The organism is Streptomyces sp. NPDC046977 (assembly GCF_040644455.1).
Taxonomy (GTDB): Bacteria; Actinomycetota; Actinomycetes; order Streptomycetales; family Streptomycetaceae; genus Actinacidiphila.
On record NZ_JBEYWO010000020.1, the window covers coordinates 117,284 to 133,577 of the forward strand.

Consider the following 16,294-nt stretch of genomic DNA (forward strand, 5'->3'; position numbering starts at 1 on the left):
GGACTCCGGCACCACCAACCTACTGACGCCCCCGCGCGGTCGCAGCGGGGGCGTCGGTCTGCGGGCTTCGCCGCCGGGCGAGCAGGGGTCAGACGCGCACGGGCCGGAGCCGGTCGCCCTCGCCCTCGTCCTCCCGGTCGGGCGCCTGGTGGCGGCCTGCGTCCGCGGACGGTGCCCGCAGCCCCTCGCCCTCGACGTCGACGTTCGGCAGGACGCGGTCCAGCCACTTCGGCAGCCACCACGCCCGGCGGCCGAGCAGGGCGAGCACCGCCGGGACGATGGCCATGCGCACGATGAACGCGTCGAAGAAGACCGCGATCGCCAGCCCGAAGCCGATGGACTTGATCATGGACTCGCCGGACCCGATGAAGCCGGCGAACACCGCGATCATGATGACCGCGGCGGCGGTGACCACCCGGGCGCCGTGCCGGAAACCGGTCACGATCGCCTGGCCGGGCCGCTCCCCGTGGACGTACGCCTCACGGACCCGGGTCACCAGGAACACCTCGTAGTCCATCGCCAGGCCGAAGACCACACCCACGAGGAAGATCGGCATCATCGACATGATCGGGCCGGTCTGCTCGACCCCGATCAGCGAGGCGAACCAGCCCCACTGGAAGACCGCGACGACGGCGCCGAGGGCGGCCATCACCGAGAGCAGGAAGCCCAGGGCCGCCTTCAGGGGCACGAGCACCGAGCGGAAGACCACGATCAGCAGGAGGAAGGCCAGTCCGACGACGAGGCCCAGGTAGGGCAGCAGGGCGTCGGTGAGCTTCTGCGAGGTGTCGATGTTCAGCGCGGTGGTGCCGGTGACGGAGATCCGCGCGCCGGTGTCCGCGGTGATCCCGTCGCCGGTGGCGCGGATCGCCTTGACCAGCCCCTCGGTCTCGGTGCTGCTCGGCTTGGAGTCCGGCACCACGTTCATGACCGCGGTGTCCCCGGCCTCGTTGAAGGTGGCCGGGGTGACGGTGGCGACGTCGGCGAGGCGCTCCAGGCTCGTGCCGACCTCCTTGACCGCGTCCTTCGGGTCGGCGGCGCCCCGGGCGTCGGTGACGACGACCAGCGGGCCGTTGAAGCCGGGGCCGAAGCCGTCGGAGAGCAGGTCGTACGCGCGGCGCTGCGTCGTGGAGACGGGCTGGGACCCGTCGTCGCCGAGGCCGAGTTCGATCGACGCGGCGGGCACGGCGACCGCGCCGAGCGCGGCGGTGCACAGCAGCAGGACGGCGACGGGCCGCCGCACGACGAAGCGCGCCCAGCGGGTGCCCATGTTCGGCCGTCCGGTGCCCCGCGCGGCCAGGTCGCGCGTCTTGCGGTGGGCGTGCTGCTCGGCCGTCCTCGCGCGGCGGCGGGCGAGACCGCCGGGCGCGCCGGCGGGCCGGATGCGGCGCCGGGCGAAGCCGATGAGCGCCGGGATCAGGGTGAGGGCGATGAGCACCGCGATGACGACGGTGCCCGCGGCGGCGATGCCCATTTTCGTCAGCATGGGGATGTCGACGACGGAGAGGCCGACGAGCGCGATCACCACGGTCAGGCCGGCGAAGACCACGGCGGAGCCCGCCGTGCCGACGGCCCGGCCCACGGCCTCCTCGCCCTCACGGCCCTCGGCGAGTTCGGCGCGGTAGCGGGAGACGATGAACAGCGCGTAGTCGATCCCGACCGCGAGGCCGATCATCATCGCGAGCGTGGAGGTGGTCGAGCCCAGGTCGAGCGCGCTCGCCAGGGCCGTGATCGAGCTGACGCCGATGCCGACGCCGACGAGGGCGGTGAGCAGCGGCAGGCCGGCGGAGACCAGCGAGCCGAAGGTGATCACGAGGACGACGGCGGCGATCGCGATGCCGATCACCTCCGTGGCCCCCGTCTCGGGTGCGGCCTGGAGCGCGTCACCGCCGATCTCGACGGTCAGCCCGTCCGCGCGGGCGTGGTCGGCCGCCTTCTCCAGCGCGTCGCGCGAGGAGTCCTTCAACTGCATGCCGGGGACGTCGTAGGCGACCCGGGCGTAGGCGGTCGTACGGTCCTTGCTGACCGCCTTGGCGGTGAACGGGTTGTCCACGGAGGCCACTTCGGAGCCGCGGCGCAGTTCCGCGACGGTCGCCGCGACGGCCTTCTTGTTCGCCGGGTCGGTCATCCGCCCGCCGGCGGGGGCCTTGAAGACCACGCGGGCGGTCGCCCCGTCGGAACTGGACCCGGGGAAGCGCTGGTCCAGCAGGTCGAACGCCTTCTGGGACTCCGTCCCGGGCACGGAGAACGACGAATTCCCGGCCGAGGGCGCGTTGGCGGCGCCGACGCCCGCGAGGGCGAGCAGTGCCACCCAGATCAGGACGGCGAAGTGCCGTCGCCGATAGGCGAGTCTGCCGATGCGGTAGAGGAAAGTGGCCACGAGGACGTACTCCCGGTCGGGTCGTGGAAGGGGGCGGGGGATGTGCGTGCGGCGGGTCAGCCGGCGGGCGGGCCGTTGTTCGCGGAGCCGACGCCGAGCACGGGCAGGATCACCGCGTCCAGGTACGCGGTCAGGTAGGCCACCGTCGCGGGCCGGTCATCGATCAGGGCGCGGGTGACGAAGGCGCCCACGAGCATGTGCATCAGGTAGCCGAGCGCGGGGTTGTCGGCACGGACCTCCCCGCGGTCGACGGCCCGCCGCAGGACGACGTCCAGGCCTCTGCGCTCGGGTTCGACCATCAGCTCGCGGAAGGCGCGCAGCAGGTCGGGGTTGGCGTGCATCGCCATCGCGAGTCCGCGCATGAGCGCGAAGTCGCGCGCCAGTCCGCTGTCGTCCTCCACGGTGATCATCGCGTGGAAGTCGCCGCGCAGGCTCCCGGTGTCGATGTCGGCGGCGTGCACCGGCTTCTGGTGCCGCAGCGCCCTGGCCACGAGTTCGGCCTTGCCGCCCCACTGGCGGTAGAGGGTCGCCTTGCTGCAGCGCGAGCGGGTGGCGAGCGAGTCCATGGTGAGCGCCTCGTAGCCGACCTCGCGGAGCAGGTCGAGCGTGCTGGTGTACAGCTCCGCCTCCCGCTCGGGGGTGAGGCGGGAGCGGCGCTCCACGGCGGCTTCGGACATGGGGTCCCACCGATCTAAACGAAACGGTTTCGTACTCGACTGAGCCTAGGGGAGTGCTCAGCGAAACGAAACCGTTTCGTACGTGTCTTGTGTCACGCCCTCGACGGGAACTCGCCGCGCGGGGCCGCGGGATCGGCGGCCGCGTCGGGCGGGACGGGAAGGTGGGAGGTCCTGCGGACGAGGCGGCGGGTGACCGTGCCCAGGAGCAGGCCGGCGAGCAGGCCGCAGAGGTTGTCGACGATGTCCTGGGCGTCGGCGGCCCGCATCAGCCACACGACCTCGTACTGCACGGCCTCGATCACGAAGGGCAGCACGGCGGCCGCCGCCGCGAGGCCCACGGCCCGCCGCGCCGGGCGCGCCCGGGCGACGGCCAGCCCCAGCGGTACGAACAGCAGCACATTGAGGCTGCGCTGATTGAACCCCGCGAGGTCGGCCGGGCCCGGCGGGGTCCAGTCCGTCGCGAAGGTGCCCGCCCCGAACCGCCGCATGGCGTTCGGGTCCGTCGTGATGTCCGCCAGCAGCGTGGTCACGGCGATGCCGCCCAGCGCCAGCACCAGGCAGAAGGCGGTGACGGGCCCCGTGCCCAGCCGCCGTGCCACCCGGGGGGCGCACACACCCGCGGCGACCGACGACAGCAGCGCCCCCGGCCAGAACAGCGGCATCGCCCGCAGCACCTGCACCAGCTGCCCGCTCACGGGACCGCCGGGCCCGAGATCGGCCGTCCCTTGGTGTCGTACGGCCACGCGTTCGGCACGCAGCCGTGCAGCCCCTTGATCTGCTGCATCATCGCCGGTGCGGGCCGGCCCGGCCCCGGGCAGTCCTGGTGGCCGTGCCCGAGGCGGTGACCGACCTCGTGGTTGATGATCAGCGCGTGGTAGTCGGCCGTCCGGTGCTCGTAGAACGGGCTGAGCAGCACCCAGCGCCTGAGATTCACCACGACGTCCTTGCCGCCGCTGCAGTTCACCTCCCCTCCGGTGTCCAGTCCGTACGAGCCGCACAGGCGGTCGGTGGTGTCCGGGGTGGCCAGCTTGACCACGAAGTCGTACGGCGGTCCGGCCACGCGGCGGAAGACGATGCCCTCGGCGGTCCAGCCGCGCCGGTCGCCGAGGATCCGGTCGACCTCGCGGGCCACGGACGCGGCGCTGTACCCCGTGCCGTCCTCGACCTCCACGGCGTAGCGCAGCGTCCAGGTGCCGTGCCCGATGCTCCCCGTCCCGGCGGGGGCGGCGGTGAACCTGCCGTCGCCGTGCTGCGGGACGCGGGACGACGCGGAGCCGTCCAGCGACGAGGAGCTCCCGTGCCCCGACGCCACGGCCACCGCCCACTCGCGCAGCGGCTGCTGCGCCACGGCCAGCGCCAGGCCGGCCGCGCACACCGCCCCCACGGCCAGCCGCCGGACCACGACACTGCGTGCGGTCCCCGGTGTTCGTCGCTCACTGCTCGCACTGGGCTTCATGCGCCCCACTCCACACGCCGGCAGGTGAACCGGCGGTGAGCGCCGGAGCTCACGCCCTCCTCACACCGCCGCGGGGATGCTGGGCGGGCAGGGCGACGGTCACCGTCAGGCCGCCGCCGGTACGCGGTTCGGCGGTCACGTCGCCGCCGTGCGCCTGCGCCACGGCCCGTACGATCGACAGGCCGAGGCCGTTGCCGCGCGCGGAGCCGACCCGGTCGGAGAGCCGGCGGAACGGCTCGAAGAGCACCGGGATCTCGTGCGCCGAGATCACGGCACCCGTGTTGCCGACGACGATCCGGGGGCCGCCCGGCAGATCGGTGGAGGTGATCCGCACGAGGCCGCCGGGCTCGTTGTAGCGGACGGCGTTCTCGACGAGATTGCGCACCAGCTGTTCCAGCAGGATGGGGTCGCCGACGACGGGCGCCGGGTCGAGGCCGGACTCCAGCCGCACACCGGCCCGTTCGGCCTCGGACGCGGTCGCGGCCAGCACCGTGCGGCCGACGTCCGCGAGGTCCAGCGGCACCCGGTCGGTGAGCGCGTCCTCGGCGCGGGCCAGGGTGAGCAGGGCGTCGATGAGCCGTTCGTGGCGGGCGTTGACGGCGAGCAGGTTCTCGCCGAGCCGCACCAGTTCCTCGGTGGCGCCGGGGCGGTTCATCGCCACCTCGACCAGGGTGCGGTTGATCACCAGCGGGGTCTTCAGCTCGTGGGCCGCATTGGCGATGAACCGCTCCTGCCCCGCGAAGGCGCCGTCCAGGCGGTCCAGCATCCGGTCGAAGGAGTCGGCCAGCCGCTTCACCTCGCCCGAGGGCAGGTCCAGGGCGATCCTGCGGTGCAGGGTCCGGCCGGCGATGCGCTCGGCGGTGGACGTGATCTGGTTGAGCGGCCGCAGCAACCGGCCCGCGGCCAGCCAGCCCGCGGTCGTCGCCAGCAGCCCGACCGCCAGCACCGTCAGCCCGCCCTTGGCGAGCAGGTTCGACTGCATCGACTCCACGATGATCGTCTTCGTCACCTCCGACCCCGGGAAGACCTTCGGGCTGAAGGCGAGGTCCAGGCTGAAGCGCATGCTGTGGCGGACCAGGATCAAGGACCCCGCCAGCACGGCGCCGCCCGCCACGAAGAACAGCAGACCGAAGACCAGGGTGAGCTGGACGCGCAGGCTGCCGCGCCAGGAGCGGCCGGTCGGGGGGCCGGGTGCGGTGCGGCCGGGTGCGGTGCTCAACGGATCCGGTACCCCACTCCCGTGACGGTCTCCACGACGCCCGGTTCGCCGAGCTTGCGGCGCAGCCCGCGGATCGTGACGCGCACGATGGTCGTGAAGGGGTCGATGTTCTCGTCCCAGACCCGCTCCAGCAGGTCCTCGGCAGACACCGGGCCGCCCTGCGCCCGCAGCAGCTCCTCCAGCACCGCGAACTCCTTCCGCGACAGCGGCACGTACCGCCCGTCGCGGTAGGTCTCCCGCAGATGCGGGTCCAGCCGGATGCCGGCCCGTTCCAGCACGGGCGGCGCCGCCGGGCGGACGCGCCGGCCCAGTGCCCTGATCCGGGCGACGAGCTCGGCGAAGGCGAACGGCTTGGCCAGGTAGTCGTCCGCCCCGAGACTCAGCCCCGTGACGCGTTCGGCGACCGTCGTCGACACCGTCAGCATCAGCATCCGTACGTCCGCACCCGAGGCGGCCGTGCGCCGGCAGACCTCGTCCCCGTGCAGCCGCGGCAGGTCCCGGTCGAGCACCATCACGTCGTACTCGTTGACCGCCAGCCGCTCCAGTGCCGCCTCGCCGTCGTGGACCACGTCCACCGCGAACGCCTCCTGCCGCAGGCCCTCCGCTATCGCGTCCGCGAGCAGCTCCTCGTCCTCCACCACCAGCACGCGCACGCGGCGAACCTCTTTCGTCGGCCTTCCCGGGCCTCCCAGTATGCAAAGGCGATGTGAACCGGCTGTGAGTCCCGCGCGGCCCCCGCCGCGGTCTCAGGGACGGCGGCCGGGCGGTACCTGCGCCGCGGCGGCGCGCGCCCGCGTCAGGCGGCCCTCGGCGCTGTCGAGGAACATCTCCAGCGCGGTGGGGTAGGCGCTGCGGTTCATGCGCGCCACCAGCAGGCCCGCCGTGGCGGCGATGTGCGGGTGGGTGCGGGCTGGCAGCCGGGCGTAGGTGGCGCCCCACACGGCGTGGTCGGCCTCGCGGGCCGCCGCGGGCAGGGCGAGGGTGGCCGCGTCGAGGGCGGCGAAGGCGAGGGCCTGGTCGATGAAGGCCTGGTAGACCGCGACCGCGTCGGGGTCGGGGAACCCGGCCGTGCGCAGGATGCCGAGGATGGTCTCGTCCGCGGCGGTCTCATGGGGGCGGCCGGAGACGCGCCCGGCGGTCAGCACGGCCGCCTGCGGGTGCGCCAGGTAGGCGGCGTGGACCCGCAGGCCCAGGTCGCGCAGGTCGTCGCGCCAGGCACCCGTGCCCTGCCAGCCGTCCGCGGCGCGGCCCATGAGGTCGTCCGCGATGGCCAGGATCAGGTCGTCCATGCCGCGGAAGTAGCGGTACAGGGCGCTGGGGTCCGCGCCGAGAGCCGTGCCGAGCCGCCGCGCGGTCAGTCCCGCGCTGCCGTGCTCGTGGAGCATGCGCAGCGCTGTGTCCAGGATCAGCCGGTGCGACAGGACGGCTCCGCCGCGGGTCGGGCGGCGGCGCCTGCGCTCCGCCTCGGACACCGGTCTCTTCGGCACGGCCGCCTCCCTCGCACGCTTCCCGGACGCTGAGCCGAGCTTATGCCAACGCCATTGACCGTAGGAGCGGGCAGGGCGTTCGATCGGGTGCATCGGATTCAACGGGGCGCCCCTGCCAGAGGCGGCACCGCCTCGGAAACGGAGACTGGACAGCCATGCGGGTACTGCTTGTGGGAGCCGGCGGCGTGGGCACCGCGATCACGCGGATCGCGGCCCGGCGGGAGTTCTTCGAGGCGATGGTGGTCGCCGACCACGACCCGGCGCGCGCGGAGGCCGCCGTCGCCACCGTGTCGGCCGCCGGCGACCGCCGGTTCACCGCCGCCCGGGTCGACGCGTCCGACGAGGCCGCCGTCACGGCGCTGCTCACCGCCCACCGCTGCGACGTGCTGCTCAACGCCACCGACCCGCGCTTCGTGATGCCGCTGTTCCGCGCGGCGCTCGCCGCGGGCGCGGACTACCTCGACATGGCGATGTCGCTGTCCCGGCCGCATCCGGAGCGCCCGTACGAGGAGTGCGGGGTCAAGCTCGGCGACGCCCAGTTCGAGCGGGCCGCCGAGTGGGAGAGCGCGGGACGGCTGGCGCTGGTCGGCATGGGCGTCGAGCCCGGGCTGTCGGACGTCTTCGCCCGTTACGCGGCCGACGAGCTCTTCGACACCATCGACGAACTCGGGGTGCGTGACGGCGCGAACCTCACCGTCGACGGCTACGACTTCGCGCCCTCGTTCAGCATCTGGACGACGATCGAGGAGTGCCTGAACCCCCCGGTGGTCTACGAGGAGGACCGCGGCTGGTTCACCACGGCGCCCTTCAGCGAGCCGGAGGTCTTCGACTTCCCCGAGGGCATCGGCCCGGTCAGCTGCGTCAACGTCGAGCACGAGGAGGCGCTGCTGATGCCGCGCTGGGTCGACGCGCGGCGGGTGACCTTCAAGTACGGGCTGGGGGAGGAGTTCATCGGCACCCTCAAAACGCTCCACCAGCTGGGCCTCGACCGCACGCGGGCCGTCACGGTCGCCGGGCAGGACGGCCCGGTCCGGGTCAGTCCTCGGGACGTCGTGGCCGCCTGCCTGCCCGATCCCGCCGCGCTGGGCGAGCGCATGCACGGCAAGACGTGCGCCGGGACATGGGTGACGGGGACGAGGGACGGCCGGGCGCGTGAGGTGTACCTGTACCACGTGGTCGACAACCAGTGGTCGATGCGCGAGTACGGCTCCCAGGCCGTCGTCTGGCAGACGGCCGTCAATCCCGTGGTGGCGCTGGAGTTGATGGCCTCCGGCGCCTGGACCGGCACCGGGGTGCTCGGGCCCGAGGCGTTCGCGCCGCGGCCCTTCCTGGACCTGCTGACCGGCTACGGCTCACCCTGGGGCATCCGGGAGTCCTGACCCGACATGCTGACGATACGTCAGCCCGGTTCGGGCGCCAGCCAGCCCGCTATCGCGTCCGTTATGGGCAGCCCGGTCGCCAGCTCCACGAAGCCGAACTGGCCGCCCTGGTTGCACTCCAGGAACCACCACGTGCCGTCCTCGTCCTCGGCGAAGTCGAAGGCGCCGTACGCCAGTCCGGCGGTGTCCATGTACGCGCGCACGGCGCGCGCGATCCGGGCGGGGGCCGTGACGGGCTCCCACCGCGCGTCGTCCGGGCTGCCGAAGCGCCCGTCGACCTGATCGGGGCCGGACTTCTTGCGGGCGGTGAACAACCGGCCCCCCACGCAGGTCAGCCGGATGTCCGCGGCCTTGCGGATGTACTCCTGGAGCAGGGTGGGGCCCGCCGCGACGGCGGAGAAGTCGGCGTCGGGGGCGACCAGGGTGGTCGGCAGGGCCATCGGCGGATTGCCCGGGTGCGTACCGGAGACGGACTTGACCACCAGTTGCGGATGCTGCTCGGCGAACTCCCGTGCCGCCTGCGGGAACGTGGTGATCAGCGTCGCCGGGACCGCGAACCCCGCCTGGTGGGCGGTGAACAACTGCCAGGGTTTGTACCGGGCCTGCTCCGCGGCGGAGGGATGGTTCATCCATCGCGCCGGCACGCAGCGCAGCACCCCGTACAGCGCCCGCCCGGCCTCCGCCGACAGCCACTCGGACTGCTCGACGGCGCCGGAGCCGGGGGTGCCCGGCCTGCGGATCCAGATGGAGCGCACGCTGCCCATGCTGACCATGCGCTCCTGGACGGACACATATCCGTGCACGTCGCCGCGGACGTACTCGGCCGACATGGAGACCTCGCCGGGGAGTTCGGCGGGGTCCAGGCGCACGACAGGAGCCCCGAGGTCGTGCAGCGCGGCGACCACCAGGTCGGCTGTCACGTCCTCGGGGGAGGTGAGGATCAGGACGGTCATGGGCAGCGGGTGGGCAGGCGCGGTCAGTCGTCGAAGTGCGTCTTGGACCCCGCGGTGGAGACGGTGGCGCCGGTGGCCAGCAGCAGGCCCTGGTCGCTGATGACGGGACGTCCGTCGGGCAGGACGTTCAGCTGAAGCGCGGAGTCGTAGGTGTAGTTGGGTGTGAACGTTTCCGGTGTAGCCGGCCGGGCATGAATCAGCGCGAACGGTCGCATGGCTTCTCCTCACTGTCACTCCGGGCCGGGCGGGTTCCGGGCCCTGCGCCCAACTGCGGCTCTACGTATGAGACTCGCTCAGGAGTCCTAACCGTTCCCTGTTACCGGTGTGACGCAGGTAACTATACGTGCCTGGAGTGCATTGAGTTCGCTACTCTCCGTGACAATTCGACTCTGGTGGGTAGAGGGCGCCGTGGCGCATCCCCCTTCGCGTACCCACTGCGCGGCGAAGGTTGCGCACCGTCACGGGTGCGCCCCGTGCGATGTCGGTCACGGGGCCCGTTACGGAGGCCCGTCGCCGCGCCCGGCCTCCCGGGCCAGCACGTCGGGGAGGTCGCCGAGCCGGTCCAGCCCCTGAACTGCCCGCGCGGTGCGGTGGTTTGACGCCAGCCGGGCGCGGTGCCGGTGCAGGAAGGACCAGTAGCCGGTGGTGTACGGGCAGGCCCGCTCCCCGGTCCGCTCCGTCGGGCGGTAGATACAGCCGTCGCACAGGTCGCTCATGCGGTGGATGTACGCGCCGCCGGAGGTGTACGGCTTGGTCGTCATCAGGCCGCCGTCCGCGAACTGCGACATGCCGGTCACATTCGGGGCCATGACCCAGTCGTAGCCGTCGACGAAGCAGCGGTGGAACCAGTCGGTGAGTTGCTCCGGGTCCCAGCCGCGCTGAAGTGCGTGGCTGCCCAGCACCATCAGCCGCGGGATGTGATGCGTCCAGCCGGTGTCCCGGACCTGGGCCAGCACCGTCGCCAGGCAGCGGGCCCGCACCGCGTCCGCGTCCAGGTCGAGGAACCAGTCCGGCAGCGGGGCGCGGTGGCGCAGCGCGTTGCGGTGCCGGTAGTCGGGACCGAAGTGCCAGTACAGGTGCCAGACATACTCCCGCCAGCCGGCGATCTGCCGGACGAAGCCCTCCACGCTGTTCAGCGGCGCCTTTCCGGACCGCAGCGCCCGCTCGGCCCGGTCCAGGCACTCGGCCGGATGGATCAGGCCCAGATTGAGCGGCGCCGAGAGCAGGCTGTGGCTCATGACCGGGTCGCCGGCCAGCATCGCGTCCTCGTGGCGGCCGAAGTCCGGCAGCCGGTGGGTGGTGAACCGGCGCAGCGCGGCGAGCGCCTCCCGGCGGGTGGCGGCGAAGCGCCGCGGCCCGTCCCGGCCGACGAAGCGGACCAGGCCGTCGCGTTCCCAGCGGTCCAGGTCGTGCCGCACCTCCTCGTCGACGGCGTCCTCGCCGGGCAGCCACGGCTCCGGGGCGCCGAGCGCGGCGCCACGGCGGTCGCGCGGCGGGGGCTCGCGGTTGTCGTGGTCGAGGTTCCAGCGGCCGCCGACCGGCTGGTCGCCGTCCATGAGCAGGTCGTGCGAGCGGCGCACCCAGCGGTAGAAGTCCTCCAGCCGCAGCCGCCCGCCCTCCCTGCCGTCCACCCACGCGGCGAAGTCGGCCGCGGGCACCAGGAAGCCGCGGTCGGGCAGCACCTCGACCCCGTCCAGCGAGGTCACCAGGCCGAGCGCGGCGCGCGAGGTCGGACGGCAGACGGTCACCGGCCCCTTGCCGACCGCTTTGCGCAGTCCCTCGGCGTAGGTCTCGGCCCGCACGTAGTGGACCCGGTCGCCGAGTTCCGCGGCGCGGTGGCGCATCGCCGAGAGCACCAGGTGGGCCTTGGCCCGGTGGAAGCGGCGGCGCGCGAGGACCGAGCGCGCCTCGATCATCACCACGGGCGCCCCGGGATCGGGCCCACCGCCCGCGGGGTCGAGGAAATGCGGCCCCAACTGGTCGCCGAACAGCCAGTGCGGACGGGGCGTGCGGCGTGTCATCGGGCTGGGCTCCCGGGGGTGGCCTGACGATCGTGACACCCCATCGTGCGCCGCCCGACCCCCCACCCGCGCGCCGCACCGCCCGAACGTGTCGCGCGGGGGCGATCCCGCCCCGGCCCCGGGCATGTGCGGCTCTCCGCCGTGCGGGGGCCTCATGCGTTCGGTCAAGCTGGTCGGGTGCCTGCAACGATGTGTCCGTGCATGTTGGTGATCGGATTGGCGAGGGTGTCTCCGCTGAGCTCGCCGCGTTCCTGCGGGGTGCGGTCGACGGCCGCCCCGCGAAGATCGCTCCTTGCGTCTGCGAGGGGTGTGGCGTGCGCGTGTTCTTCGCGCTGGTCAACGAGTCCGGAGCGGAACGGGAGTGTTCGGGCTGTGGCGCCCGCGCGTTCATTGCTGACAGTGAGGAGTACTGGAACGAGGAGTCCTGGGAGGACGACGAGCCCGGTGCGGCCGGCTGCCCGTGTGGAAGCGAGGAGTTCGAGGCCGCGGTCGCGTTCTCGCTCGGCGACGACGGCTCGGTGCGCTGGGTGACCCTGGGCCTTCGGTGTATCAAGGACGGATTCTGCGGGATCTACGCCGACTGGAAGATCGACTACGGACCGACGGATCACCTTCTGGCCATGGTCTACGTCTAAAACTGACGAAGGTTGTTGACAGGTGGGTCTCTCGGCGCGCTGCCAAAGTCGGGGGTGTCCCGGCGGGTGAGCCGGCCGCGGACCTTGCGCGGCTTCAGGTCCAGATCCGCCAGGATCCGACCGAGCCGGGAAGCGGAGACGGGCGCGAAGCAGGTGCCGGCCACCTTCCGGGCGATGGCCCGATGCGACCAGGTCGCCTCCGGATGGGGCCCGCGCCGCTCGCTGTGGCCATGATCGCCACCCGCACCTCGGGTCCGTACGATCTCGGCCGTCCCGACCGCTCGGCATCGTGCATGCCGTCCATGCCGCGGGCCGCGAACCGTCCACGCCACTTGCCTACTGTCGGGCTGGTGGCGCAGGCAACAGCGATCTGGCTGTTCGTCGGTCCGTCCGCCGCGCCCAGCACGATCCTGGCCCGTAGTACCTGCCGGACCTGCCCGGATGCGGACGCGACGGTCCGCTCCAACCGCCTGCGAGTGGCCTCGTCCAGCATCACAACCGCCGTCGCCCGCCCCATCCCCCCGCTTGTCCTCCTCTTACCGATAAGCCGGTTCGTCTTGCTGTACCGGTTCGTCGGCGGGCTCGGTGACCTGGCTCGATGTCGAGCGGAGCAGGACGGCCACGAGCACAGCTGCGGTGGCCATGGCCGCGCCGCCGCAGCGCAGCGCCAGATGGAGCCCTTCGACGAAGGCGGCGTTCACGGCGTCGTGGACGGGTGCGGGCAGGATCTGGATTGCGTCTGCACCGGTGCCGGCGGCCGAGTCTGCGATGCCCTGGCGGGCTTCAGGGGGAACGCCGAGCCGGTCGAGCGATCCGGTCAACGTGGCGGCCAGACGGCTGGTGAGAACGGCTCCCAGGGCGGCGACGCCGACGACGCCGCCGATCTCGCGCAGCATGTTGAGGGTCGCGGAGGCCATACCGGCCTGGGTGAGAGGGACGCGTTTCATGACGGTGACGGACACCGGTGTGAAGGTCATTCCCATGCCGGTTCCCATGGCGAGCAACACCCACAGATACTCCGGGTAGCGGGCGTGCTGACCGTAGAGCGAGAGGCCGGCGAGAGCCGCCGCGCACAGGGTCAGGCCGGTCACCAGCGGAATCCGGGGGCCGCAGCGCGCGGTGAGTGTGCCGGACAACGGCGCGGCGACGACGATCATCGCGGTCATGGGCAGCCCTGCCAGGCCCGCGCTCGACGGCGCCCATCCCATCACGTCCTGCATGAGCAACGGCAGGAAGAACGACGCCCCGAACATGCCGAAGCTGATCACGAATCCGGTCACCCCGGCTCCGCTGAGCACCGGGTCCCGGAAAAAGTGCAGGTCGAGCATGGGGTCGGTGGTGCGGAGTTCGACCGCGACGAAGGCCGTCAGGGCCGCTGTCGCCACTGTTGCGAGGGTCAGGACACGGGTGTCGGTCCAGCCGCGGGCCGGTCCTTCGATGAGTGCGTAGACCAGGGCGCCGAAGCCGAGCACCGAGAGCAGCTGGCCCGGAAGGTCCACTCGCCTGGCCCTGCCTGCGAACTCCGGGAGCGCTCGGGCGGCGAGCAGCAGCCCTGCCACTCCGATCGGGACGTTGATCCAGAACACACTGGCCCATCCGAACGCATCCACCATCGGCCCGCCCAGGACCGGGCCGATCGCCAGGCCCAGGGCGGAGACGCCGGACCAGAGCCCGACCGCCCGGGCCCGCTCCTTTTCATCGGTGAAGACGTGCCGCAGAATCGACAGGCTGCCCGGGGTGAGCAGTGCCGCGCCGAGTCCCTGCAGCATCCGTGCGGCGATCAGTAGGCCGACTGTCCCGGACAGTGCCGCGGCCGCTGACCCTGCCGTGAACAGCGCCAGTCCGGTGAGGAAGATCAGTTTGCGGCCGTATCGGTCGCCGAGTGTGCCGCCGGTGAGCAGGATGGCGGCATAGACGAGGCTGTAGCCCTCGACCACCCACTGCAGTCCGCTGACACCGGCGTGCAGCTGTTGCCCGATGCGGGGCAGGGCGTTGTTGACGATGACGTTGTCGAGCATCGCCATGAACATCGTGGCGCACAAGGTGGCAAGCACGAGCCCCTTGCGCCGGGAGGTGAACTCCTCCATCACAGACCCTAACAGTGTTAGTTTGCCGATCGGAATCGAAAGCTTGCCCCTAACGGTGTTAGATTGCAAGCCGGATTTCTTCGACGGAGGTGGCCGATGGCACGGGACAGCGCAGCCGAGGGCGCTGCACAGCCGGGGCTGACCCGCCAGACCCTCGTGGCGGCGGCCCTGCGAGTGCTGGAACGTGAAGGCATCAGCGGGCTGTCGATGCGCAAGGTCGCCGCCGAACTGGGAGTGAAGGCAGCCTCCCTGTACTGGCACGTCCGCAACAAGGAACAGCTACTGGACCTACTCACCGACGAGCTCATGGCTGATGCCGAGGCGCCCCCCAGACAGGGCGACTGGCGGGAGCAGCTCCGCGAGTACTCGCTGCGTTACCGACGGCACCTGCTGGCCAAACGCGACTCCGCCAAGGTCGTCGCAGGACGGCTCGCACTCGGCCCGAACCTGCTGCGTCTCATGGAAGAGCAATTGGACCGGCTACGTGAAGCCGGATTCACCGACGCCGACGCCGCCCTGGCCAACTACCTTCTCGGTGCCTTCGTCCAAGGCTTCGTGCTCCAGGAACAGTCACCCATCTCCGCATCCGAGACCGAGGGCGCCAGCCGTTCCGAAGTCGCCCAGGCGGCGGCCGACCGACTGCGCGGACTGCCGGAAACGACCTTCCCGAACCTCGTCGCCCTGGCCGGCGACCTCACCGCCCCGTCCATGGACGACCGCTTCACCTTCGGCCTCGAACGCCTCCTCGACGGACTGGCCACCCTGCTCACCGAGAACGAAGCCCGAGTGCAGCACTCATCGGGAACGCCGCCGAACACAACCTCCTCAACGCCACGTTGACCGACGAAGGAACCCTCATCTACGAGCTGCAGGCACGCAATTCCACCTACCGCTGCGTCGTCCGGCAACCCGCCGCCGCAGTCCAGCGGGCCTGCGACAGAGCCGCCGCCTACCTGGCCAACCGCGGAATCCGCCACAGCACACTGCGCGGCACCGCCACCGGCCTCGACGACATGGAGTGGCCACCCGGCGGGCCCGCCCTCCACGCCGCCGCCCCATGGTCAGGGGGCCCGGAGGGCGCTCAGTCGAGGGTGAACAGACGGGCCGCGTTGTCGTGCAGGACACCCCGGACCCAGGCGTCGCCAAGGCCGAGCCGGGTGATCGCCTCCACCGCCTCCAGGTAGGAGTACGGGATGTTGGGGAAGTCGCTGCCGAACAGCACGCGGTCGCCGAGGTCCGCCAGCTGCCCGCGCAGCGCGGCCGGGAACGGGGCGTCGGCCTCGGCGAAGTCGGTGAAGGCCATCGTCGTGTCGAGGTGCACGCCGGGGTGACGGGCCGCCAGGCCGAGGAAGTCCCCGTACTCGGGCATGCCCATGTGGGCGACGACCAGGCGCAGCCGCGGGTGCCGGGCCAGCAGCCGGCGGACCGGCTCGGGGCCGGTGTGGCGGCCGGGCACCGGGCCGGATCCGCAGTGCGTGACGACGGGGACGCCGGTCTCCGCGAGCAGCCCCCACACGTCGTCCAGCAGGGGGTCGTTGGGGTCGAAGCCGCCCACCTGGACGTGGCACTTGAAGACCCGCGCGCCGGACTCCAGCGCCTGCCCCACATAGTGCGCCGCTTCCGGTTCGGGGAAGAAGGTCGCGGTGTGCAGGCAGTCCGGCGTGCGCGCCGCGAAGTCCGCCGCCCAGGCGTTGAGCCAGGCGGCCATGGCGGGCTTGTGCGGGTAGAGCATCGAGGTGAAGGCCCGGACGCCGAACGAGCGCAGCGCGGCGACACGCTCCTCCTCGTCCGCCCGGTACGCGATGGGCCACGGCCGCCCCGTCAGCGGGCCCACGCCGTCGAAGTACGCCCACACCTTGGCCAGCACGCGCTCCGGCATGAAGTGCGTGTGCACGTCGACGATCCCCGGCAGCCCCAGTTCCCGCCAGAGGTCCTTCACCCGTACGTCGTCATCCGGCCGTGCCACGTCCGTCACCCCTTGTCACCCGCTCCGGGTCTCCATA

General features: G+C 72.1%; 17 protein-coding genes. 4 read left to right on the forward strand and 13 right to left on the reverse strand.

What is annotated here, in order from left to right; all coding sequences use genetic code 11:
• Positions 1-88: 88 nt before the first annotated feature.
• From ABZ883_RS27395 to ABZ883_RS27425, 7 genes are all read right to left on the reverse strand, one after another.
• Positions 89-2,377 carry an MMPL family transporter gene (locus ABZ883_RS27395; RefSeq protein WP_360910577.1) on the reverse strand — a complete coding sequence of 763 codons (2,289 nt, stop codon included), beginning with the start codon at positions 2,375-2,377 and terminating at the stop codon, positions 89-91.
• Between the two features lie 56 nt (positions 2,378-2,433).
• The gene (locus ABZ883_RS27400) at positions 2,434-3,054 is read right to left on the reverse strand and encodes a TetR/AcrR family transcriptional regulator (RefSeq protein WP_360910579.1); all 621 of its coding nucleotides are present in this window, start codon (positions 3,052-3,054) and stop codon (positions 2,434-2,436) included.
• 92 nt (positions 3,055-3,146) lie between these two features.
• Positions 3,147-3,749 (reverse strand): VanZ family protein, encoded by a 603-nt coding sequence (locus ABZ883_RS27405; protein WP_360910581.1) that lies wholly within the window; start codon positions 3,747-3,749, stop codon positions 3,147-3,149.
• A complete protein-coding gene (locus tag ABZ883_RS27410; protein WP_360910583.1) occupies positions 3,746-4,510 on the reverse strand; it encodes a DUF3152 domain-containing protein in 765 nt (254 codons plus the stop codon). The genes ABZ883_RS27405 and ABZ883_RS27410 overlap by 4 nt, the downstream gene beginning before the upstream one ends.
• Before the next feature lie 49 nt (positions 4,511-4,559).
• Positions 4,560-5,729: an ATP-binding protein gene (locus tag ABZ883_RS27415; RefSeq protein ID WP_360910585.1), complete on the reverse strand. Its 1,170-nt coding sequence runs from the start codon at positions 5,727-5,729 to the stop codon at positions 4,560-4,562.
• On the reverse strand, positions 5,726-6,382 hold the full coding sequence (locus tag ABZ883_RS27420) for a response regulator transcription factor (protein WP_360910587.1): 657 nt from the start codon (positions 6,380-6,382) through the stop codon (positions 5,726-5,728). Before ABZ883_RS27420 ends, ABZ883_RS27415 begins: the two co-directional genes overlap by 4 nt.
• A 93-nt stretch (positions 6,383-6,475) precedes the next feature.
• A complete protein-coding gene (locus ABZ883_RS27425; protein ID WP_360910589.1) occupies positions 6,476-7,216 on the reverse strand; it encodes a TetR/AcrR family transcriptional regulator in 741 nt (246 codons plus the stop codon).
• Between the two features lie 155 nt (positions 7,217-7,371).
• On the opposite strand from ABZ883_RS27425, the gene ABZ883_RS27430 reads away from it, so the two are divergent.
• Positions 7,372-8,595, forward strand: a complete 1,224-nt coding sequence (locus tag ABZ883_RS27430) for a saccharopine dehydrogenase C-terminal domain-containing protein (RefSeq protein WP_360910591.1) — start codon at positions 7,372-7,374, stop codon at positions 8,593-8,595.
• 20 nt (positions 8,596-8,615) lie between these two features.
• Here ABZ883_RS27430 and tgmB read toward each other — a convergent pair whose 3' ends face one another.
• The 3 genes from tgmB to ABZ883_RS27445 form a co-directional block, all read right to left on the reverse strand.
• Positions 8,616-9,548, reverse strand: coding sequence for an ATP-grasp ribosomal peptide maturase (gene tgmB / locus ABZ883_RS27435; protein WP_360910593.1), 933 nt, complete (start codon positions 9,546-9,548; stop codon positions 8,616-8,618).
• Between the two features lie 23 nt (positions 9,549-9,571).
• A complete protein-coding gene (gene tgmA / locus ABZ883_RS27440; RefSeq protein WP_360910595.1) occupies positions 9,572-9,763 on the reverse strand; it encodes a putative ATP-grasp-modified RiPP in 192 nt (63 codons plus the stop codon).
• Between the two features lie 282 nt (positions 9,764-10,045).
• Entirely contained in the window at positions 10,046-11,569 is a 1,524-nt protein-coding gene (locus ABZ883_RS27445; protein ID WP_360910597.1) for a cryptochrome/photolyase family protein, read from the reverse strand.
• Between the two features lie 314 nt (positions 11,570-11,883).
• On the opposite strand from ABZ883_RS27445, the gene ABZ883_RS27450 reads away from it, so the two are divergent.
• Positions 11,884-12,204 carry a hypothetical protein gene (locus ABZ883_RS27450; protein WP_360910599.1) on the forward strand — a complete coding sequence of 107 codons (321 nt, stop codon included), beginning with the start codon at positions 11,884-11,886 and terminating at the stop codon, positions 12,202-12,204.
• Positions 12,205-12,298: 94 nt separating this feature from the next.
• Here ABZ883_RS27450 and ABZ883_RS27455 read toward each other — a convergent pair whose 3' ends face one another.
• Positions 12,299-12,721: a helix-turn-helix domain-containing protein gene (locus ABZ883_RS27455; RefSeq protein ID WP_360910601.1), complete on the reverse strand. Its 423-nt coding sequence runs from the start codon at positions 12,719-12,721 to the stop codon at positions 12,299-12,301.
• A gap of 19 nt (positions 12,722-12,740) precedes the next feature.
• Complete coding sequence (locus ABZ883_RS27460) at positions 12,741-14,360, reverse strand: MFS transporter (RefSeq protein WP_360910603.1); 1,620 nt, start codon at positions 14,358-14,360, stop codon at positions 12,741-12,743.
• 27 nt (positions 14,361-14,387) lie between these two features.
• On the opposite strand from ABZ883_RS27460, the gene ABZ883_RS27465 reads away from it, so the two are divergent.
• A complete protein-coding gene (locus tag ABZ883_RS27465; protein ID WP_360910605.1) occupies positions 14,388-15,131 on the forward strand; it encodes a TetR/AcrR family transcriptional regulator C-terminal domain-containing protein in 744 nt (247 codons plus the stop codon).
• The gene (locus tag ABZ883_RS27470; RefSeq protein ID WP_360910607.1) at positions 15,128-15,475 is read left to right on the forward strand and encodes a DUF6204 family protein; all 348 of its coding nucleotides are present in this window, start codon (positions 15,128-15,130) and stop codon (positions 15,473-15,475) included. Before ABZ883_RS27465 ends, ABZ883_RS27470 begins: the two co-directional genes overlap by 4 nt.
• On the opposite strand, the gene ABZ883_RS27475 is transcribed toward ABZ883_RS27470, so the two are convergent.
• Positions 15,373-16,257 carry an amidohydrolase family protein gene (locus ABZ883_RS27475; protein ID WP_360910609.1) on the reverse strand — a complete coding sequence of 295 codons (885 nt, stop codon included), beginning with the start codon at positions 16,255-16,257 and terminating at the stop codon, positions 15,373-15,375. The two genes, ABZ883_RS27470 and ABZ883_RS27475, sit on opposite strands and share 103 nt — an antisense overlap.
• Positions 16,258-16,294 lie beyond the last annotated feature (37 nt).

Coding starts and splice junctions, on each gene's coding strand:
- ABZ883_RS27400 (WP_360910579.1), bottom strand. CDS start 3,054: ATGTCCGAAGCCGCCGTGGAGCGCCGCTCCCGCCTCACCCCCGAGCGG.
- ABZ883_RS27410 (WP_360910583.1), bottom strand. CDS start 4,510: ATGAAGCCCAGTGCGAGCAGTGAGCGACGAACACCGGGGACCGCACGC.
- ABZ883_RS27430 (WP_360910591.1), top strand. CDS start 7,372: ATGCGGGTACTGCTTGTGGGAGCCGGCGGCGTGGGCACCGCGATCACG.
- tgmB (WP_360910593.1), bottom strand. CDS start 9,548: ATGACCGTCCTGATCCTCACCTCCCCCGAGGACGTGACAGCCGACCTG.
- tgmA (WP_360910595.1), bottom strand. CDS start 9,763: ATGCGACCGTTCGCGCTGATTCATGCCCGGCCGGCTACACCGGAAACG.
- ABZ883_RS27445 (WP_360910597.1), bottom strand. CDS start 11,569: ATGACACGCCGCACGCCCCGTCCGCACTGGCTGTTCGGCGACCAGTTG.
- ABZ883_RS27455 (WP_360910601.1), bottom strand. CDS start 12,721: ATGGGGCGGGCGACGGCGGTTGTGATGCTGGACGAGGCCACTCGCAGG.
- ABZ883_RS27465 (WP_360910605.1), top strand. CDS start 14,388: ATGGCACGGGACAGCGCAGCCGAGGGCGCTGCACAGCCGGGGCTGACC.